Annotated in this window: 14 protein-coding genes and 1 pseudogene; 7 read left to right on the forward strand and 8 right to left on the reverse strand. The window is 64.3% G+C overall.

The features are described 5' to 3' along the window. Window positions 1–296: 296 nt before the first annotated feature. Window positions 297–1,038, forward strand: a pseudogene (locus AX703_RS11440) (3'(2'),5'-bisphosphate nucleotidase CysQ). On the opposite strand, the gene AX703_RS11445 reads toward AX703_RS11440, so the two are convergent. Both AX703_RS11445 and AX703_RS11450 read right to left on the reverse strand, forming a co-directional pair. After that, window positions 1,035–2,030, reverse strand: a complete 996-nt coding sequence (locus AX703_RS11445) for an aldo/keto reductase (RefSeq protein ID WP_062344195.1) — start codon at window positions 2,028–2,030, stop codon at window positions 1,035–1,037. The pseudogene AX703_RS11440 and the gene AX703_RS11445 sit on opposite strands and share 4 nt — an antisense overlap. Window positions 2,031–2,156: 126 nt before the next feature. Beyond that, window positions 2,157–2,849 (reverse strand): OmpA family protein, encoded by a 693-nt coding sequence (locus AX703_RS11450; protein ID WP_039337182.1) that lies wholly within the window; start codon window positions 2,847–2,849, stop codon window positions 2,157–2,159. A gap of 178 nt (window positions 2,850–3,027) precedes the next feature. Between AX703_RS11450 and AX703_RS11455 the strand changes: the two genes are divergently transcribed. Continuing rightward, the gene (locus tag AX703_RS11455) at window positions 3,028–4,356 is read left to right on the forward strand and encodes a hemolysin family protein (RefSeq protein WP_039337184.1); all 1,329 of its coding nucleotides are present in this window, start codon (window positions 3,028–3,030) and stop codon (window positions 4,354–4,356) included. 162 nt (window positions 4,357–4,518) lie between these two features. Here AX703_RS11455 and AX703_RS11460 read toward each other — a convergent pair whose 3' ends face one another. Further along, the gene (locus tag AX703_RS11460; protein ID WP_062344197.1) at window positions 4,519–5,952 is read right to left on the reverse strand and encodes a glutamate synthase subunit beta; all 1,434 of its coding nucleotides are present in this window, start codon (window positions 5,950–5,952) and stop codon (window positions 4,519–4,521) included. Between the two features lie 13 nt (window positions 5,953–5,965). Then, window positions 5,966–10,546 carry a glutamate synthase large subunit gene (gene gltB / locus AX703_RS11465; RefSeq protein ID WP_231735504.1) on the reverse strand — a complete coding sequence of 1,527 codons (4,581 nt, stop codon included), beginning with the start codon at window positions 10,544–10,546 and terminating at the stop codon, window positions 5,966–5,968. Between gltB and AX703_RS28330 the strand changes: the two genes are divergently transcribed. Then, window positions 10,463–10,870 carry a hypothetical protein gene (locus AX703_RS28330; protein ID WP_231735505.1) on the forward strand — a complete coding sequence of 136 codons (408 nt, stop codon included), beginning with the start codon at window positions 10,463–10,465 and terminating at the stop codon, window positions 10,868–10,870. The genes gltB and AX703_RS28330 overlap by 84 nt on opposite strands. Here the strand turns inward: AX703_RS28330 and AX703_RS11470 are convergent. Next, window positions 10,846–12,417 carry a hypothetical protein gene (locus AX703_RS11470; RefSeq protein ID WP_062344201.1) on the reverse strand — a complete coding sequence of 524 codons (1,572 nt, stop codon included), beginning with the start codon at window positions 12,415–12,417 and terminating at the stop codon, window positions 10,846–10,848. The genes AX703_RS28330 and AX703_RS11470 overlap by 25 nt on opposite strands. 52 nt (window positions 12,418–12,469) lie before the next feature. Further along, window positions 12,470–13,696 (reverse strand): TIGR04063 family PEP-CTERM/XrtA system glycosyltransferase, encoded by a 1,227-nt coding sequence (locus tag AX703_RS11475; protein ID WP_062344203.1) that lies wholly within the window; start codon window positions 13,694–13,696, stop codon window positions 12,470–12,472. Window positions 13,697–13,762: 66 nt separating this feature from the next. Between AX703_RS11475 and AX703_RS27355 the strand changes: the two genes are divergently transcribed. The 3 genes from AX703_RS27355 (at window position 13,763) to AX703_RS11485 (ending at window position 15,832) form a co-directional block, all read left to right on the forward strand. Continuing rightward, window positions 13,763–13,924, forward strand: coding sequence for a hypothetical protein (locus AX703_RS27355; RefSeq protein ID WP_156452022.1), 162 nt, complete (start codon window positions 13,763–13,765; stop codon window positions 13,922–13,924). Continuing rightward, window positions 13,917–15,287, forward strand: a complete 1,371-nt coding sequence (locus AX703_RS11480; RefSeq protein ID WP_062344205.1) for a putative O-glycosylation ligase, exosortase A system-associated — start codon at window positions 13,917–13,919, stop codon at window positions 15,285–15,287. Before AX703_RS27355 ends, AX703_RS11480 begins: the two co-directional genes overlap by 8 nt. Before the next feature lie 83 nt (window positions 15,288–15,370). Next, window positions 15,371–15,832, forward strand: coding sequence for a MaoC family dehydratase (locus AX703_RS11485; protein ID WP_039337195.1), 462 nt, complete (start codon window positions 15,371–15,373; stop codon window positions 15,830–15,832). Here AX703_RS11485 and AX703_RS11490 read toward each other — a convergent pair. Both AX703_RS11490 and AX703_RS11495 read right to left on the reverse strand, forming a co-directional pair. Beyond that, window positions 15,813–16,742 carry a glycosyltransferase family A protein gene (locus AX703_RS11490; protein ID WP_062344207.1) on the reverse strand — a complete coding sequence of 310 codons (930 nt, stop codon included), beginning with the start codon at window positions 16,740–16,742 and terminating at the stop codon, window positions 15,813–15,815. The two genes, AX703_RS11485 and AX703_RS11490, sit on opposite strands and share 20 nt — an antisense overlap. Window positions 16,743–16,873: 131 nt before the next feature. Then, the gene (locus tag AX703_RS11495) at window positions 16,874–18,130 is read right to left on the reverse strand and encodes a polyhydroxyalkanoate depolymerase (RefSeq protein ID WP_082734547.1); all 1,257 of its coding nucleotides are present in this window, start codon (window positions 18,128–18,130) and stop codon (window positions 16,874–16,876) included. A 162-nt stretch (window positions 18,131–18,292) separates the two neighbouring features. Here AX703_RS11495 and AX703_RS11500 point away from each other — a divergent pair. Then, window positions 18,293–19,330: ABC transporter transmembrane domain-containing protein (locus AX703_RS11500; RefSeq protein ID WP_255355052.1), on the forward strand; the 1,038-nt coding region annotated here is incomplete at its 3' end.

The raw sequence follows: 19,330 nt of genomic DNA on the forward strand, positions 1-19,330 counted from the left end.
TGCCGACACCAAACTTCGCAAGCAGTTCCTTCGCCTGGTACTCATGGACGTTCATGCGTTATCCCCGTTTCGAACAGGCGCGCCGCACTGGCGCAAAGGTATACGCCGCCATTGGCGCTTGACTCGGAATGCCTTAAGCACAGAGCGGGGAGCTTGAAAAGGAGCGTAAATGCGAGACTCGAAGCTATTTTTGATAACGTCTCGCAATTGCACATTGTTAGGTTCCCCGCTGTGCACGGAGGCGCAGAATGATCGACTATGACCGCCTCCACCAGATCGTTCGTGCTGCCGGCAACATGGCGCTGGGCCTGTGGCCGGGCCATGGCCACGCCCCCCAGGTGTGGGAAAAGACGCCGGGCAGCCCGGTTTGCGATGCAGACCTTGCGGTCGATGCCTTCCTGAAGCGTGAACTGGGCGCGCTGCTCCCTTCGGCCGGTTGGCTGTCCGAGGAAACGGTGGATCATCCCGAACGGCTGGAACGCGGTCTGTGCTGGCTCGTCGATCCCGTGGACGGCACGCGCGACTTTGTGCGCGGGCGGCCGGGCTGGTCGGTTTCGGTAGCGCTGGTGAGCGAGGGGCGGCCGCTGATCGGGGCGCTGAGCGCGCCGGCCCGGCACGAATACTGGTCAGCCGTCGCGGGCCAAGGCGCGGAGCGGAATGGCAGCAAGCTTCAAGCCAGCACGCGCACCGTGCTGGCGGGATCGCGCCAGCACGGTGCGCGTGCCCGCCGACAGCCTGCCCAAGGCCGACGCCGATCTCGTGACCGTCGACAAGCCCAACTCTATCGCACTGCGTATCGCCATGGTCGGTGCCAACGAGGCGGATCTTCTGGCGACGCTGCGCTGGGGCTTCGAATGGGACATCGCCGCCGCCACGCTGATCGCCCGCGAGGCGGGAGCGGTGGTATCCGATGCGTTCGGAAAGCCGCTCGACTACAACAAGCGCGATCCGCGCGCGTTCGGGCTGCTGGTAACCGCCCCGGCGATCCATGCCGCTGCGGTTGAGCGGCTGGCGGAGCGTGCGGCGAAGCTGGCTTAATCGAAATCTTCCGTATCGATCGTCGGCAAAATCGCGCCGGCATAGCGATGGCCGGAGACCGTCTGCTGGTTGATCAGCGCGTCGACCTCGGCAGCGACGACAGCGGGGATTTCCCAGTCCCACCGCGCAATGTTCTCTTCGAGATGTGCAATCTTGCCGGTGCCTGGAATGGCAACGACATGTTCGCCACGTGAGAGGACCCAGGCGAGCGACAACTGCGCAGGAGTGACCCCTTCCCTCGCCGCAATTGTGTTGAACGAATCCACCAGCGCAAGATTCTTGTCCCAGTTCTCGCCAATGAAACGCGGCATGGCCTTGCGAATATCGCCATCGGGCAGCGCTTGCGGATCGCGCAGGCCATTGGCGAGCACGCCGCGTGCCACGGGCGAGAAGGCGACGAAAGCGGTACCGAGATCCTTGCACGCCTCAAGCACGGCGATTTCCGCCTGGCGCGTCCATGGCGAATATTCGGTCTGCATCGCGGCGATGGGGTGAACCGAAGCAGCACGGTGCAGGGTCTCGGCCGACATCTCGGACAAGCCGATGCCACCGATCTTTCCCTCCTTGACAAGGTCGGCCATCGCCCCGACCGATTCCTCGATAGGCACGTTCCTGTCGCGCCGGTGCATGTAGTAGAGATCGATGTGATCGGTCTGCAGCAGCCTGAGCGAGATCTCGAGTTCGCTGCGGATCGTATCGGGATGGCAATCAACGCCGCGCTTCTCGCCGCTGGCAAAAATGCCCATCTTCGAGGCGAGGAACACCTTGTCGCGACGGCCCTTCAGCGCGTTACCGACCTGCGTTTCATTATGTCCCAGGCCATAGAGACGGGCAGTGTCGAAGTGGTCGTAGCCGATGTCGACCGCGTGCTGGAGCAGGCGGATGCCCTCTTCTTCGCTTGGGCGGCCAGCGTAGGCCCAGCTTAGCGACATGCAGCCGAGACCGATCGGGTTGGTCTCGCGTCCGTTGATCTTGCGGCGCTGAATGGGCATCGAACTGGTCTCCTTTGTCAGAGCCGATGCCAGTCTCGGCCCGCGCCGGTCAACGCCCAATCGTATGTTCCGCATGGCAAACGGCGCCGCCCGGGTGGGCGACGCCGCTGACATGTGCTTCAGTGCTTACTGGCCCGAGCGTGCCGCGTTCACATCGTCCTGACTGATGGGGACGATCTTGATCTCGACGCGGCGGTTGGCCTGACGGCCCTGCTCGGAATCATTCGAGGCGATCGGCTGCGATTCGCCGAAGCCCTGGCTGCGAATGCGGGCATACCCCACGCCTCGCGAGATCAGGTAATCGGCCACGGCGCGGGCACGGCGTTCCGAAAGGGCCTGATTGTAGGCGTCCGAACCAGTCGAATCGGTGTGACCATACACGTCGATCAGCGAGTTCGGATACTGGACCAGCGACTGGGCGACGCGATCGAGCGTTGCGGCAAAGCCGGGCTTCACGGTCGAGCTGTCGACGTCGAATGTCACGCCATTGGGCAGATTGACGAGAATGGCGTTGCCGCCATCGGTCTCGGTCACATCAACGCCGGTGCCTGCGGTCTGTTCGCGCAGCTCCTTGATCTGCTTGTCCTTCTGGTAACCGATAACGCCACCGGCCACGCCACCGATGCCGGCGCCGACGATGCGTCCGGTCTTGCCGCCGATCAGCCCACCGAGCAGGGCGCCACCAAGCGCGCCGCCGATGCCGCCGATGGCCGTACGCGAAACCTTCTTTTCGCCGGTGTTGGGATCGGTGACGCAGGCCGACAGACTGACCAGCGAAACCGCGCACAGGCTCGACATAAGAACACGACGGATTTTCATTTCCTGTCCCCTTTTACCAGCATCCGGACACGAGCTTAGCGCCGCAATGCCGCTTTGACAGGGTGAAATACGCCCACTTCGACTGAACGGTTCCCGAACGGGAACTTGTGTTTCGCAATCATCAGGAACAATCCTCGCGCTATTCGCCTTTCCCCCTAAATCTGTTAGGGGCCTTTGCGTGACACCTTTTCCCTGGTCTGACGTCCTCGTGATCCTGGGCCTCGTTGTGCTCAATGGCCTGTTTTCCATGTCGGAACTGGCGATTGTCTCGGCACGACCTGCCCGCCTGAAAGTCGCCGCCGAAGAGGGCAGCAAGGGCGCGAAAGTTGCCTTGGCGCTGGCGGCTGACCCCGGCAAATTTTTATCGACAGTGCAGATCGGCATCACGCTGGTAGGCATCATCGCAGGTGCCTATTCGGGGTCGAGCCTTGGCGGACCGACAGCCGAGCGGCTTCAGGCCTGGGGCTTCCCGGCGCAGTATGCCGACGACGCTGGCTTCGTCATCGTCATCGCCATCACCACGTACCTCAGCCTCGTTGTCGGCGAACTGGTGCCAAAGCAACTGGCGTTGCGCGCGGCGGAACCGATTGCCAAACTGGCGGCGCCGTCCATGGCGCTGATGTCGAAGATCACCGCGCCGTTCGTCTGGCTGCTGGACAATTCCTCCAGCGCGATCATCCGCCTGCTTGGCCTGAAGCAGGGCAGCGAGCAGGAAGTGACCGCCGAGGAACTCCACATGATCTTCGCCGAGGCCACGCGCTCGGGCGTGATCGAGGAGGACGAGCGGGCCATCATGACCGGGATCATGCGCCTTGCCGAACGGCCGGTGCGAGAAGTGATGACGCCGCGTACCGAGCTTCACTGGATCGAACGCAAGGCGAGCGAAGCCGAACTGCGCGAAGCGATCGACGATAGTCCCCACTCGCTGCTGCTGGTGGCGGACGGATCTGTCGATCGCATCGTCGGGGTGGTGAAGGTGCGCGACGTGTTCTCGACGCTGCTGCGCGGGCGCAAGGTGCAACTCGGGCGGCTGATGAAGAAGCCGGCGATCGTGCCTGACCAGCTCGACACGATGGATGCACTCGGCATGATCCAGCAAGCTGAAGTGGCGATCGCACTGGTCCATGACGAGTATGGCCACCTAGAAGGCATCGTCACGCCAGCCGACCTGCTGGCAGCCATTGCCGGGAACTTTGTCGGCCACGCCGATGCTGGTGATGAACCCATGGTGGTCGAGCGCGAGGACGGATCGCTGCTGATCTCGGGCGCCCTGCCCGCCGATGCCCTGGCCGACCGGCTCGGGCTTGACCTGCCTGATGACCGCGAGTTTGCAACCACGGCCGGGTACTGCCTGTCAGTGCTCAAGAAGCTGCCAAACGAAGGCGAGCATTTCCACGATCAGGGATGGCGGTTCGAGGTGGTCGACATGGATGGCCGCAAGATCGACAAGCTGCTGGTGTGCCGGACCAAGGCCATGCCTGCGGTAGCGCCCGATGGCGACGGTTGAAGCTCAAGTCGGATGCTTCGACAAGCTCAGCATGAGCGGGCTTATTTGAGACCATCGCGCCACACCTTCGACGTCCGCTCGTCCTGAGCCTGTCGAAGGATGCCAACGAAAAAAGGGGCGCCGCTGCGGACGCCCCTTTCTTGATCGGCTAACGCCTAAAGATCAGCGTGGCAGTTCGCTCACGCCCATCAGCGCCTGATCGACGGCGCGGGCGCACTGGCGGCCTTCGCGGATCGCCCAGACGACGAGGCTCTGACCGCGGCGCATGTCACCGCAGGCAAAGACGTTGTCGACGCTGGTCTTGTAGTCGACCACGTTGCCCTTGACGTTGCCACGCGGGTCGAGTTCGACGCCGGCCTGTTCGAGCAGGCCCTGCTTGCGCGGGCCGACGAAGCCCATGGCGAGCAGGATCAGGTCGGCCTTGAGCACGAACTCGCTGCCCGGCACTTCCTGCATCTGGCCATTGACCCATTCGACGCGGACGCATTCGAGTCCCGAGACGTCGTTCTCACCGACGACGCGCTTGGTCAGCACGGCGAACTCGCGCTCGCAGCCTTCCTCGTGGCTCGACGAAGTGCGCAGCTTGAGCGGCCAGTTCGGCCAGCTGAGCGCCTTGTCTTCCTTCTCGGGCGGCTTGGGCATGATTTCGAGCTGGGTGACCGAAGCGGCACCCTGGCGGTTCGAGGTTCCGACGCAGTCCGAACCGGTGTCACCGCCGCCGATCACGACGACGTGCTTGCCGGTGGCGGTGAGCGAGCCGCGCGGGGCAGCGCGCAGTTCGTCATCCCCGGCATTGCGCTTGTTCTGCTGGGTCAGGAACTCCATCGCCATGCGCACGCTGGGAAGTTCGGCGCCGGGGATGTTGAGGCCGCGCGGGTCTTCCGCGCCGCCTGCGAGCACCACGGCATCGAAGTTTTCCTGCAGGCTTGCGAAGGAAACGGTCACGCCCACTTCCACGCTGGTGCGGAACTGGACGCCTTCGGCCTCCATCTGCATCGCGCGGCGGTTGATGTGGGTCTTTTCCATCTTGAAGTCAGGGATGCCGTAGCGCAGCAACCCGCCAACACGGTCGTTCTTTTCGAACACCGTCACCGAGTGGCCGGCGCGGGCCAGCTGCTGGGCCGCGGCCATGCCTGCCGGGCCGGAACCGACGACAGCGACAGACTTGCCGGTCTTCTTGGCAGGCACCTGCGGCTCGATCCAGCCTTCCTTCCATCCGCGATCGACGATGGCGCATTCGATCGACTTGATGGTCACCGGCTGGTCCACGATGTTCAGCGTGCACGCCGCCTCGCACGGGGCGGGGCAGATGCGGCCGGTGAGCTCGGGGAAGTTGTTGGTCGAGTGGAGATTGGTCAGCGCTTCGCGCCAGTCGTTCTCGTAGACCAGGTGGTTCCAGTCGGGGATCTGGTTGTTCACCGGACAGCCGTTGTGGCAGTACGGAATGCCGCAGTTCATGCAGCGCGATGCCTGGCCCTTGAGGCCGGCATCATCGTGCGGGATCACGAACTCGCGATAGTGCTTCAGGCGTTCGGCAGGCGCATCGTACTTGCGGTCCTGACGATCGATCTCGAGAAAGCCGGTTGCCTTACCCATTGTAATCTAACCCTTACTCAGCCGCGACCGAGGCGGCTTCGAGGCGCTCGGCCTCCATCTGACGGAGCGCCCGCGCATAGTCGCGCGGCATGACCTTGACGAACTTCGCGAGCGATTCACCCCAGTTGTCGAGGATCTCGCGAGCGCGCTTGCTGCCGGTGTAGAGATGGTGGCGTTCCACCAGCACCCGCAGGCGTTCGGCATCGTGACGCAGCATGTCGCCCATGCCGTAGTCGTAGACATCGATCCCGCGCTGCTGCGGACGGCCTGCACCATCGTCTTCGTCGCGCTCTGCCGAGATCGGCAGGACATCGACCATCGCGCCGTTGACGAGCTGTGCGAAGTTGCCGTCGACGTCATAAACGTAAGCGACGCCGCCCGACATGCCTGCCGCAAAGTTGCGTCCGGTCTTGCCGAGGACGACGACGACGCCGCCGGTCATGTATTCGCAGCCGTGATCGCCAGTGCCTTCGACCACCGCGAGGGCGCCCGAGTTGCGCACCGCGAAGCGCTCACCGCCGACGCCGTTGAAGTAGGCCTCACCGGCGATCGCACCATAGAGCACGGTGTTGCCGACGATGATGTTCTCGGTCGGGTCACGATCGACATGGCTCGGCTGGCGGACGATCACGCGGCCGCCCGACAGGCCCTTGCCGACATAGTCGTTGGCATCGCCGACGAGATCGAGCGTGACGCCATGTGCGAGGAACGCGCCGAACGACTGGCCTGCCACACCCTTGAACGAGATGTGGATGGTGTTGTCCGGAAGGCCCTTGTGCCCGTACTTCTTGGCCACTTCGCCCGAGAGCATCGCGCCGACCGTGCGGTTGACGTTGATGACCTTGCGTTCGAGGCGGACCGGTTCGGCCTTGTCCAGGGCCGGAGCGCTGTCAGCGATCAGGTCCTTGTCGAGCGCGGCTTCGAGACCGTGATCCTGCGTCTCGCTCCAGTTCAGAGTCGTGCCTTCGACCGGCTCCACCTTGTGCAGCAGCTTCGACAGATCGACGCCCTGTGCCTTCCAGTGCGACACGGCCTTCTTCACGTCGAGGCGGTCCACGCGGCCGACCATCTCGGCAACCGTGCGGAAGCCCATTTCGGCCATGATCGCGCGCAGCTCTTCGGCGACGAAGAAGAAGTAGTTGATCACGTGTTCAGGCTGGCCGGTGAACCGCGCACGCAGGACCGGGTCCTGGGTGGCGACGCCGACCGGGCAAGTGTTGAGATGGCACTTGCGCATCATGATGCAGCCCGCCGCGATCAGCGGCGCGGTGGCAAAGCCGAACTCGTCAGCGCCGAGCAGCGCGGCAACCGCGACGTCACGGCCCGTGCGCAGGCCACCATCGGCCTGCACGCAGATACGGCTGCGCAGATTGTTGAGCAGCAGGGTCTGCTGGGTTTCGGCAAGGCCGATTTCCCATGGGCTGCCGGCGTGCGTCAGGGAGGTCAGCGGCGAAGCACCGGTGCCGCCTTCGTAGCCCGAGATCGTCACGTGGTCGGCGCGTGCCTTGGACACGCCCGCCGCCACGGTGCCGACGCCCACTTCGGACACCAGCTTGACCGAGATGCGCGCGCCGGTGTTCACGTTCTTGAGATCGTGAATGAGCTGCGCGAGATCTTCGATCGAGTAGATGTCGTGGTGCGGCGGCGGCGAGATCAGTCCGACGCCCGGGGTCGAGTGACGGGTCTTGCCGATGGTCTTGTCGACCTTGTCACCCGGCAGCTGGCCGCCTTCACCGGGCTTTGCGCCCTGCGCCATCTTGATCTGCACGTCGTCGGCATTGACGAGGTATTCCGCGGTCACGCCGAAGCGGCCCGATGCGACCTGCTTGATCGCCGAGCGCATCGAATCGCCATTGGCAAGCGGCTTGAAGCGCGCCGGGTCTTCACCACCTTCGCCGGTGTTCGACTTGCCGCCGATGCGGTTCATCGCCACGGCGAGCGTGGTGTGCGCCTCCCACGAGATCGAGCCGTAGCTCATCGCGCCGGTGGCGAAGCGCTTGACGATTTCGGCAGCTGGTTCAACTTCTTCAAGCGGGACCGGCTGATCAGCCTTCTTCAACTCCATCAACCCGCGGATGGTGAGCATCCGTTCAGACTGGTCGTTGATCGACTCTGCGAACTCACGATACTTCTCAGGCGTGTTGCCACGAACCGCGTGCTGCAGGTTGGCGATGTTCGATGCCGTCCAGGCATGCTCTTCGCCGCGCAGGCGCAGCTGGTACATGCCGCCCACATCGAGCATCTTCTTGTAGATCGGATTGTCGCCATAGGCCGTGGCGTGACGGCGCACGGTCTCTTCCGCGATTTCCTTGAGGCCAACGCCTTCGATCGTCGTGGCGGTGCCGGTGAAATAGGCATTCACGAAATCGGTCGACAGGCCCACGGCGTCAAAGATCTGGGCACCGCAATAGGACTGGTAGGTCGAGATGCCCATCTTGGACATGACCTTGAGGATGCCCTTGCCGATGGCCTTGATGTAGTTCTTCTTGACGTCCTTGGCCTCGAGCGGAAGCTCCTTGGCAACGCGGATCTGCTCCAGCGTTTCGAACGCCAGATAGGGGTTGATCGCTTCGGCGCCGTAGCCCGCAAGCACGCAGAAGTGGTGGACTTCGCGCGCTTCGCCCGTTTCGACGACGAGACCGGTCTGCATGCGCAGCCCCTGACGGACGAGGTGCTGGTGCACCGCAGCCGTTGCCAGCGCGGCCGGCATCGGAATGCGCGATTCACACTGGGCGCGGTCAGACAGGATCAGGATGTTCTTGTCGGCGAGCACTGCTTCGGTGGCCGCCCAGCACATTTCCTTGATCGCCATTTCGAGGCCATCGGCCCCGCTGGCGGCATCCCATGTCGTGTCGATGGTACCGGTACGAAAGGCACCGTCGAGCGCGGCTTCGACCGAGCGGATCTTGGCGACGTCCTCGTTGGTCAGGATCGGCTGGTCGACTTCGAGTCGCTTGTGGGTACCGGCATCGCGGCCGAGCAGGTTCGGGCGCGGCCCGATCATGCTGACCAGCGACATGACCAGTTCCTCGCGGATCGGGTCGATCGGCGGGTTGGTCACCTGCGCGAAGTTCTGCTTGAAATAGTCAAACAGCAGGCGCGAGCGGTTCGAAAGCACTGCGATCGGCGTGTCGGTGCCCATCGATCCGATCGGATCATCGCCGGCAATGCCCATCGGTTCGAGGAACTTGGTGACGTCTTCCTGCGTGTAGCCGAAAGCCTGCTGGCGATCGAGCAGCGAGGTGGTTTCCACCGGCAGCGCCGCCAGCTCGGGCTCGATCACGTCGAGCTCCTTGAGCTTGTACTGCGCCTGGTCGAGCCATTCTTCGTAAGGCTCGGCATTGGCCAGCTCGGCCTTGATTTCCTCGTCCTCGATGATCTTGCCCTGCTCCATGTCGATCAGGAGCATGCGGCCGGGCTGGAGGCGCCACTTGCGGACGATGTCCTCCTCGCGGAAGGGCAGCACACCGCTTTCCGAAGCCATGCAGATCAGGTCATCACGGGTGATCGAGAAGCGTGCGGGGCGCAGGCCGTTGCGATCGAGCGTGGCGCCGATCTGGCGTCCGTCGGTGAACGCGACGGCTGCGGGACCATCCCACGGTTCCATGAGCGCGGCGTGGTATTCGTAGAAGGCACGACGCTTGGAATCCATCAGCGGGTTGCCGGCCCAAGCCTCGGGCACGAGCATCATGACGGCGTGGGCAAGGCTGTAGCCACCGGCGAGCAGCAGTTCGAGCGCGTTGTCGAGACTGGCGGTGTCAGACTGGCCGTGCGGGATCAGCGGCCACATCTTGTCGAGATCCGGGCCGAGCAGCTCGGATTCCATGGTGCGGCGGCGCGCGTTCATCCAGTTCACGTTGCCGCGAACGGTGTTGATCTCACCGTTATGGGCGATGAAGCGGAACGGGTGCGCGAGCTTCCAGCTCGGGAAGGTGTTGGTGCTGAAGCGCTGGTGCACGAGGCCCAGGGCCGAAACGCAATCCGGATCGCGCAGATCGTCATAGAACGAGCCGACCTGCGTTGCCAGCAGCAGGCCCTTGTAGACAATCGTGCGGGTCGAGAAGCTCGGCATGTAGAGCTGCGTCACGCCGGGAAGATTGTGCTTCTCGGCCATGGCGGCGAGCGGGTTCTGCGTCTGCTTGCGGATGGCAAGGAGCTTGCGCTCGAAAGCGTCCTGATCGGGTGTGTTGGCACCGCGCTTGATGAAGCACTGGCGGATCACCGGCATCGATTCGACGACGGCCTTGCCGAGGCCGTCCTGCGTGGTCGGCACGTCGCGCCAGCCGATCAGTTCCTGGCCTTCCTTGGCGATGAACTTCTCGAAGAATTCGGTCACGAACAGGCGCGCGGCCTCTTCCTGCGGCAGGAAGCACATGGCCACGGCATAATCGCCCGGCTGCGGCAGGTCCTTGCCTTCGGAAGCGGCCCACTTGCGGAACAACTGGTCGGGGATCTGGATCAGGATGCCAGCGCCATCGCCCAGCAGCGGATCGGCGCCGACGGCACCGCGATGGTCAAGATTGTGCAGAATTTCCAGCGCCTGGTCCACAATCGCATGGCTTTTCTGGCCTTTGATGTGGGCAATAAAGCCCACGCCACAGGCGTCATGCTCATTACGCGGATCGTACAGGCCCTGAAGCGGCGGAAATCCCATCTCGATGATCGTCCTACATCCAATAAGGCAATGGCCAAAAAGGCAGCGGCGCGCGAATCACCCTCGCGGAAAAGCGACGAAAATTGCGCGAAGTGCCCCCATGACTGCAGGAAAGTTATTTTGCAACCGCGCAAGGGCATCAAGTGCGCGGTTAATGCCGTAAATACGGTTGCGACATGGCAGAAAGTGCGGCTCCGCCGCGTCTTCCTGCCCGAAAGTGCCGCGGGGGACGTGGAAAACTATCCCTGCGCGGTCATCCGCTGAAGCGTTGCCAGAGCGGCGCGAAGTGCCCGATCGGCCTCTTCGGGATCAGTCAGCCCGCCGGGCGCATCTGGTGACGCATCGGGCAGGACTTCTGCCGGAGTCGAGGGCGCTGCCTGTCCAGGTGCTGCCAGGGGCGAACCCTGGACCGGCAGGATCGAGGGCCGTTCGAACCGGCGCAAGCCACCCTGCAGTGCCGAAACCTGCCCGGGAAAGACCACGGTCGGTTCAACGTCTGCGGGGGCGGGCTCGTCCTCCAGCGCAAGGCCATCGTCGATGCGGGGCGAGTGCTGGCGGAGCGAGGCGGGCCCCATGTCGAGCAGCGAGGGATAGCGCTCTTCCGCGACCTCGGGCTCGGCCGGATCATCGGTGGCGGGTGCGGATGTTTCCGGTACGGACGCAGCCGGTGCGCGCAGGAAGCGGGCGAGCTGCGCGACCCCCTCCTGCTCGTCGTCATCGTCAAGCGGCGTCGTCAGTTCAACGGCAAGCGGACGCAGCCGGACGACTCGCAGATCGTCGCGGACTTCATCAACCCGTTCGGGCTGAGGGGCTGCCACGGTTTCGACGGGAACAGGGTTTTCCGGCACCACTGGAGCCGCATAGGCGGAGGCCTCAAGCGGCGCGGCATCCCGCACGGGGGGTGCATGGCGGGCAATCGCGACGGCAAGACGTTCGACAAGCTGGACCATGCCCAGACCATCAAGCGGCGCGCGCTCGATCGGGGTCACCTGCGCGGCAGGGGCCTGAAGCAGGGGCTTGGGTGCCAGAACAGAGGCAGCGGGGACCTGCTCTGTCGGCCGAGCGGAATCGTGTTCGACATCGCGAGCCGCAACAGACGGCGCTTCAACTTCCTGCGTGAAGGCGGCCGGAGGCGCAAAGGCTGCGAACTGCTCTTCATCCGAATCGGCAGGGGCGGAAAACGGCCCGGCCCCGACCGAGCCCTCGGCCGCGCCTGCAGCGGCTTCGAGCAGACCTTCCAGGGCGAGCGGATCTTCATCGCGGGCGACCGGGGGATAGGCTGGGGAAGCATTCTCCCACGGCAGATAGCCGGGGAGCGGCGCATCCTCGGCCGGAACCTGCGGCTGACCTTCGTCGGCCAGCGACAATGCGCGCCGACGCAACGGCGCCACCAGATCTTCGGCGGGCGCGTCAAGCGGCTCACCAAGGTCCTCGGCAGGGTTCAAGACACGGCGGGGTTCGTCGGAACGATCAGCAGTCTCGTCACTGCGCTGCCTGCGGGCAGCGGACATGTCACGGCGGCGCACCGGCGCGGCCTCTCTGGGTGCGAGCTTGCGCCCTGCCACAAAGCCGATGATTGCGCCCAGCAGCAGCAGGCCAAGCGCCAGCAGCACGCGCGCGGTAAAGCCGAGTGGTGGAGCGGCCGCAGGGACGATTGCGGGAATCCCCAGCGCGACGACCGGACCTTCGAGCAGGGAGGGTGCCACGGCAAAGCTGCCGAGCCCGAAGAACGCTGCGAACCACAGGGATGTCACGACCGGAAACATCGGATGCGCGGTGATGGGCTTTGGCTTGCGCTTTGTCGCGGTCACGTGGGCGTCGTCCTGTCTGTTTCGGTCATCCTGCCGCCACCGGCGTCGCAGCTCAGGCCGCGACTGATGGCAGTTCGTGATTCGGTAACAGGGCTTGGTAAACAGGTAGATAACGTCTGACGTTGCCAGCCCAGTCGTGGCGTTCACGGACGAACGCCTTGGCAACTTCGCGCCGGGTGTGCCATCCGTCGCGGGAGCCGAGCAGATCGGCAAGGGCCTTGGCAAGGCCGGCCGGATCGTCGGGCGGGAACAGGGTGCCGGTCCTGCCGTGCTCGATCAGTTCGCGATGCCCGCCGACGTCCGAGGCGCTGACCAGCTTGCCCTGCGCCATGGCTTCCAGAGGCTTCAAGGGGGTGACGAGATCGGTAAGCCGCATCGCCTTGCGCGGATAACAGACCACGTCGACCAAGGAGTAATAGCGATCCACCTCGTGATGCGGCACGCGGCCCACAAAGCGGATGGCGTCTGCTACCGCCGTTGCCTGCGCCTGCGCGCGCAAGTCCGCTTCGGCAGGGCCCCCGCCAACCATCAGCAGGCGCGCGTCAGGCACGCGAGCGACGATGGCCGGCATTGCCGCAATCAGGTCGTCGAGACCTTCGTAAGGGTAGAAGCTGCCGAGGAAGCCGATCACTGGCCCCTCTCCCAGCTCCAGTTCGTTTGCCAGCCCGGCATCGCGCGGCAGCGGTTCGCCGAACAGGTCGAGGTCGACGCCGTTGGGCATGATCGACAGTTTCTCCGGCGCAAAGCCGCGAGCGATCAGATCGGCCCGCAGGCCTTCACAGATCGTCACGACGCGGTCGGCGCCACTGACGACATCGTTTTCCAGCACGCGCGTCAGCCAGTACCTGGCCGAGCCTTCGCGCCCCGTTCCATTGCCGACGGCGGCGTCCTCCCAGAACGCACGGATCTCATAGACGACCGGGATGCCGAGCTTGCGCCCGGCCCGGAGTGCCGCAAGGCCGCACAGCGCCGGCGAATGGGCGTGAAGCACATCTGGCCGCCATTCGCGCGCGATGGCGACGATGCGCTCGGCCAGCATTGCAACTTCGGACCATTCGCGCACCAGCGGGAGGCCACCCGCGGTGCCGCCAGCGCGGTAAAAGGTCAGGCCATCGACGACTTCGGGATCGCTCGGCATGGGCGCCGTGTGGCGCTGCCCGGTCACGGCGCGCACCTCCAGCCCCATCGCTGCCTGCGCCTTGAGGATGGCGCGGGTGCGGAAGGTGTAGCCGCTGTGCATCGGCAGCGAATGATCGAGAACGTGGAGCACGCGTGTCATGGTCAACGCTCTGCCATGGAAGGCTTAACGCCGCGTCAACCTCGATCGGCTAGCGCAAGTCCTGCAATGATCGACAAGTTCACGATAATCCTGCCGCACGTGCTGATGGCGATCGCCATCTGGCGCCTGCTGCATCGTGACGATCTCAACGACGACCCTTCCCTGCCGAGCCGCAAGACGCCGTTCCGCAAAGGCCGCGAGCAGGCGCCGGGCGGTGGCGATGCTTGACCTGTTCCTGCTGTCCTGCGTGCTCGGCTTCATCGGCGCGGGCTTTCGCAAGCCGTTCATCTTCGTGCTGGCCTACAGCTACATCGACATCGTCGCGCCGCAGAAGGTCAGTTGGGGCATCCTCAGCCACATCCCGGTATCTCTGATCGCGTTCCTTTGCGCTTTCCTCTCGTGGTTCGTGGCCGAGGACAAGAACGGCATCCGCATCTCGCTGCGCCAGTTCCTGCTGCTGACCCTGCTGGTCTACTGCGGGCTGACGACGCAGGCCGCCGACTTCCCCGTGGAAGCGGCGGAGAAGTGGGCCTGGGTGTGGAAGGCGCTGCTGTGGGCGCTGTTCCTGCCCCTCACCCTGCGCACCCGCCTGAGAATCGAGGCGATCACGCTGATCCTGGCTCTGTCGATCGGAGTGATCGTGATCGGCGGCGGGATCAAGACTGCGGCAGGCGGCGGGGGCTACGGCGAATTGCGCCTGCTGGTGAACGACAATACCGGGCTCTACGAAGGTTCGATCATCTCGGCCGTCGCCATCGCGGTAATCCCGCTGGCGCTTTGGCTGTCGCGCTATGGCACGATCTTTCCGCCCGACTGGCGGGTGAAGATCTTTGCCTGGGCGCTGTGCTTTGCCTGCGCGCTGATGCCGATCGGCACGGGCGCGCGCACCGGCCTGGTCTGCGTCGTCGTTCTGGCGGCCATGATCCTGCGCACGGCCAAGAGACGCATGCTGATCGTCTCGGTCATGGCGGCCGGTGCCCTGATCGCGGTCCCGCTCCTGCCAAAGGAGTTCACGGACCGGATGAGCACGATCAGGAACCACCAGTCCGACCAATCCGCCTCGACGCGCGTGGCGGTATGGAAGTGGACGATCGAGTTCGCCAAGCGCCATCCCTTCGGCGGCGGGTTCGAGGCCTATCGCCAGAACAAGCTGACGTACGATACCGTCAAGGCCGACTACGCCGGCGACAACAATGCCGCGCTCGAATACCAGCCGATCGTCGAGCAAGGGCGCGCCTACCATTCGAGCTATTTCGAGATGCTGGGCGAGCAGGGCTACCCCGGCCTGGCGCTATGGCTGTCGCTGCACCTTCTGGGCGTATGGCAGATGGAATTGCTGCGACGACGCTATCGCAAGGAGACCTCCGAAGAGTTCCGCTGGGTCGCGCCGCTTGCCGAAGCGTTGCAGCAGGCGCAGGTCATCTACCTGGTCGGCTCCACCTTCGTCGGCATCGCGTTCCAGCCGTTCTGCTACATGCTGGTCGGGCTGCAATGCGGTCTGTGGGCCTATATCAAACGGGTGCGGACGGCACAGCCGCAGCCTTTCCGCAAGGCAGCGCAGCAGCCTGCGCCGCGCCCCGCCACAGCTTAACCACACACTTAAACCCGCTTGCTCCGCGTCCGGCTTGTCGCCATTGTGCCTGCCGAGAGACATCAGCAGGAGAGCGCATCGCCATGACGACATTCCTTCCGCCCGAGGAAATCAAGGCTCGGATCGGCCAGGTGGTCGGCACCTCGAACTGGATCGAGATCACGCAGGAGCGCGTGAACAAGTTTGCCGAGGCGACCGGCGATTTCCAGTTCATCCACGTTGACCCGGAAAAGGCGAAGCTGACCCCGTTCGGTGGCCCCATTGCGCACGGCTTCCTGACGCTGTCGCTGATTCCGCTGCTGACGATGGAAAGCGATTGCCCGCGGCCCGAACATATCAAGATGGGCGTCAACTACGGCGGCAACCGCACGCGCTTCCTTGCGCCGGTGCGCGTCGGCAAGCGTGTGCGCGGCGTGTTCAAGCTGCTCGAGATGGACGAGAAGCGTCCCGGTCAGTGGCAGCAGACCATGGAGATCACCATCGAGATCGAGGGCGAGGCCAAGCCCGCGCTGCAGTGCGAGTGGATCACGCAGTTCTTTGTCTGAGGCCGGCCAGGCTGGCGGAGATTGCGCGCACCAGATGATATAGCAGGTGCCGCGCAATTGCCGGGGCCTTGGCCAGACCAAGCCCGGGGCGCGCCTTGCAAGCCTGCCACAGCATCCCCAGCCGGGCATCCAGGCGGCTTGCCAGGCCGTGCTCAAGAAGCACCCGCGCCCGCAGTGCGGCATCGTCCACTGCGGCAAGTTCGCGCCGTATGATCTGGCCGACGAGGCGGTGGATCCTGAGCGCGCGCGTGTCTGTCAGGCTCCCCTCATGACGTCGATAGAGATAGAGGTCCTCATCCAGCGTAACAAAGCGGAACCTGCGCGCTGCCCGCAGCCAGAAGTCGTAGTCCTCGACACCGAACAGCGCGGTGTCATACCCTCCAAGCACTTCGGTCACTTCGGCCCGATAGAGAAACGCCGCGCCGATGCGGTTGCCGAACAGGATCTCGGAAGCTGGCCCGACCTTCTGGAAGCCGATGATGCGGCCCTGCCCGTCGATCACGCTGTAGTTGGCGTGGGCAATGGCCGCATCGTGGTTGGCATCTAGCGTCTGGACCAGGCGTTCCAGCATGTGGGGACGCGCGATGTTGTCGTCCGATGTCCAGGTATGCAATGGCCCGCGTGCAGCAGCGAAACCCGTGTTGAGAGCGCCCGGCAGGCCCTTGTTGGGCCGATTGGTGATGATGCGGATGCGCTCGTCGGCTGCGGCATGGCGCGTGAGGATAGCGGGCGTGCTGTCGGTGGAACCGTCGTCGACGCAGATCAGCTCGAAATCTGCAAAGGTCTGGTCGAGGACCGATTGTATCGCTTCATCGAGGAAGGCAGCGCCATTGTGCACCGGCAGCACGATGCTGACGCGGGGCGATGCTCCGCGTCCCGGTCCGCCGATAGAATGCGCTCCCTTGTCCACAAGGCCACCTCTGCCATTTCAAGGCATCCGCGATCTTGCCGGAAAGTTGCGCAATATTGCAGAGAAGTGGAAAGCCGACCTGTGCCGGATTGGCACGGTCGGCTTCGGGATTTGACGCTTCTTGCCGTTATTCAGGCGACGACGCTGAGCTTGCGGCCTTTCGCCTTCTTCTCGAACTGGGCGATCCACTGTTCGACCACCGGGGCGATCGACGAGCGCCAGCGCGAGCCGTTGAAGATGCCGTAATGGCCGACTTCGGGGGCGAGCAGATATTGCTTCATGTCCTCGGGCAGGTTCGGCGTGACCTTGAGAGCAGCCTTGGTCTGGCCGATGCCCGAAATGTCGTCGCGCTCGCCCTCGATGCACAGGATTGCGGTGTCGGTGATCGCGCCAAGGTCCACGGCCTGGCCACGGTGAATGAACTCGCCCTTGGGCAGTGCGTGGCGCTGGAACACGACATCCACCGTCTGCAGGTAGAACTCGGCGGGAAGATCGCAGACCGCGCGATATTCGTCGTAGAAGGCCTTGGTCGCTTCGGCGCTCTCGTCGGCCCCGGCGTTCATGTGCTGGAACAGCTTGTAGTGGCTCATCATGTGACTGCCGAGGTTCATCGACATGAAGCTGGCGAGCTGCACGAAGCCCGGATAGACGCGGCGTCCCTCGCCCGGATAGTTGGTTGGCACGGTGGTGATCACGTTGTGCTTGAACCAGACATAGGGCTTGGTGATCGCATGGTCGTTGACCGCAGTCGGGCTTTCGCGCGTGTCGATCGGCCCGCCCATCATCGTCAGGGTTACCGGGCGGCAGGGGTGCTTGCTGGCGCCCATGATCGCGGTGGCGGCGAAGGCCGGGACCGATGGCTGGCATACCGCCATCATGTGCGCGCCTTCACCGATATGCTCGAGGAAGCCGGTCAGGTAATCGATGTAATCGTCGAGGTCGAACGTGCCTTCGGCCAGCGGCACATACTTCGCATCGGCCCAGTCGGTGATGTAGACCACGCAGCGTTCGAGCATGCGTTCGACCGTGCCGCGCAGCAGCGTGGCGTAGTGCCCGCTCATCGGTGCGACGATCAGCAGGCGCGGCGCATTCTTGGGCAGGCCATCGTGGGTGAACATCTTGAGGTCACCGAACGGGCGCGTAACGACCGTTGTTTCCTTGACCGCATGAGCCGTGCCGTCAACGTGGACGACCTTGATGCCGAACGCGGGCTTGCCGCGCGGCGCTGCTGCATGCGCGAACACATCGAGCGCATTGGCGAGGGTCTGCGAGGGGCCGACGCCCGCCCACGGGTTGCGTGGATCGGTCAGCGCATCGGCCATCATCGAGGCCCAGGCGCTGCCCGCGTTCATCAGCGAGCGCTGGATTTCATAAGCCTTGTAGAGCACTGCGAACACCTTCTGATTATGGCCTGCCCAAAGAGCGGGAGTCGTTTGTATACAGATTGCCGCGATTCGATTGTTTGTGCAACGCAACAAATATCCGGTCATGTTGCGGGTTCCCTAACCGCCCCCTTTCGGTAATCCCCGCCATCGGCTAGGCACGCGGCCATGGACGAGGAAACCAAGAGCCCGCCGACCGCTGCCGAGCCCGCCCCCAAGGCCAAGACCCTCGGGCCGCTGCGCATGATCTGGCGCGAGGCGCTGAAGTATCCCCGCCAACTGGCATTTGCAGCACTGGCGCTGCTGACGACCTCGGCAGCCACACTCGCCATTCCATCGGGCTTCCGCCTGATCATCGACAAAGGCTTTGCCGCTGGCGCCAATGTCGATGACCTGGGACGCTGGTTCCAGTATCTGCTGCTGATCGTGCTGGTTCTGGCGATCGGCACGGCTTGCCGCTTCTACTTTGTTTCCTGGCTGGGTGAGCGCGTGGTCGCCGACATCCGCCTGCGCGTGCAGCAGAATCTCTTGCGCCTGCCGCCGTCCTTCTTCGAGACGAACAGCCCGAAGGAAATCTCCTCGCGGATGACTTCGGACACCGCCATCATCGAACAGGTGGTAGGCACGACGGTTTCGGTCGCGTTGCGCAACACGATCACGGCCATCGGCGGCCTCGGTTACCTGTTCTACCTGGCGCCGAAACTGACGGCGATCCTCATGGTCGGCATCCCGCTGGTCGTCGGCCCGATCGTGTTCTTCGGGCGGCGCGTCCGCAATGTCTCCCGGTCGAGCCAGGATCGCGTGGCGGGCATCGGCGTGATCGTGGCCGAAGTCCTCGGCGCAATGAAGATCGTGCAGGCCTTCGGACAGGAGAAGCGCGAGCTCGAGCGCTTCGGCGAGCGTGTCGAGGCGACCTTCCAGACCGCGCTTCGCCGCATAAGCCTGCGCGCGGTGATGACCGCTATCGTCATCCTGCTGGTCTTCGGCGGGATCACCATGCTGGTGTGGGAAGGCGCCGTCGGCGTCGCACAGGGGACAATCAGCGGCGGCACCATCTTCGCCATCGTCATCACGGCAGGCCTTGTTGCCGGTGCGGCAGGGGCCTTGTCGGAAGTCTATGGCGATCTGCTGCGCGGGGCCGGCGCTGCCGGACGGCTCAATGAACTGCTGCGCGAGGAGCCGGAAATCTCGGCCCCCGCCCGCCCC

This window comes from Novosphingobium sp. CCH12-A3 (assembly GCF_001556015.1).
In the GTDB taxonomy this organism is placed as follows: Bacteria; Pseudomonadota; Alphaproteobacteria; order Sphingomonadales; family Sphingomonadaceae; genus Novosphingobium; species Novosphingobium subterraneum.

What these genes read in the sequence shown, in the direction of transcription:
- AX703_RS11445 (WP_062344195.1), bottom strand. Translation starts at nt 2,030, where the DNA reads ATGCCCATTCAGCGCCGCAAGATCAACGGACGCGAGACCAACCCGATC.
- AX703_RS11450 (WP_039337182.1), bottom strand. Translation starts at nt 2,849, where the DNA reads ATGAAAATCCGTCGTGTTCTTATGTCGAGCCTGTGCGCGGTTTCGCTG.
- AX703_RS11460 (WP_062344197.1), bottom strand. Translation starts at nt 5,952, where the DNA reads ATGGGTAAGGCAACCGGCTTTCTCGAGATCGATCGTCAGGACCGCAAG.
- AX703_RS28330 (WP_231735505.1), top strand. Translation starts at nt 10,463, where the DNA reads ATGGTCAAGATTGTGCAGAATTTCCAGCGCCTGGTCCACAATCGCATG.
- AX703_RS11475 (WP_062344203.1), bottom strand. Translation starts at nt 13,696, where the DNA reads ATGACACGCGTGCTCCACGTTCTCGATCATTCGCTGCCGATGCACAGC.
- AX703_RS27355 (WP_156452022.1), top strand. Translation starts at nt 13,763, where the DNA reads ATGATCGACAAGTTCACGATAATCCTGCCGCACGTGCTGATGGCGATC.
- AX703_RS11480 (WP_062344205.1), top strand. Translation starts at nt 13,917, where the DNA reads ATGCTTGACCTGTTCCTGCTGTCCTGCGTGCTCGGCTTCATCGGCGCG.
- AX703_RS11485 (WP_039337195.1), top strand. Translation starts at nt 15,371, where the DNA reads ATGACGACATTCCTTCCGCCCGAGGAAATCAAGGCTCGGATCGGCCAG.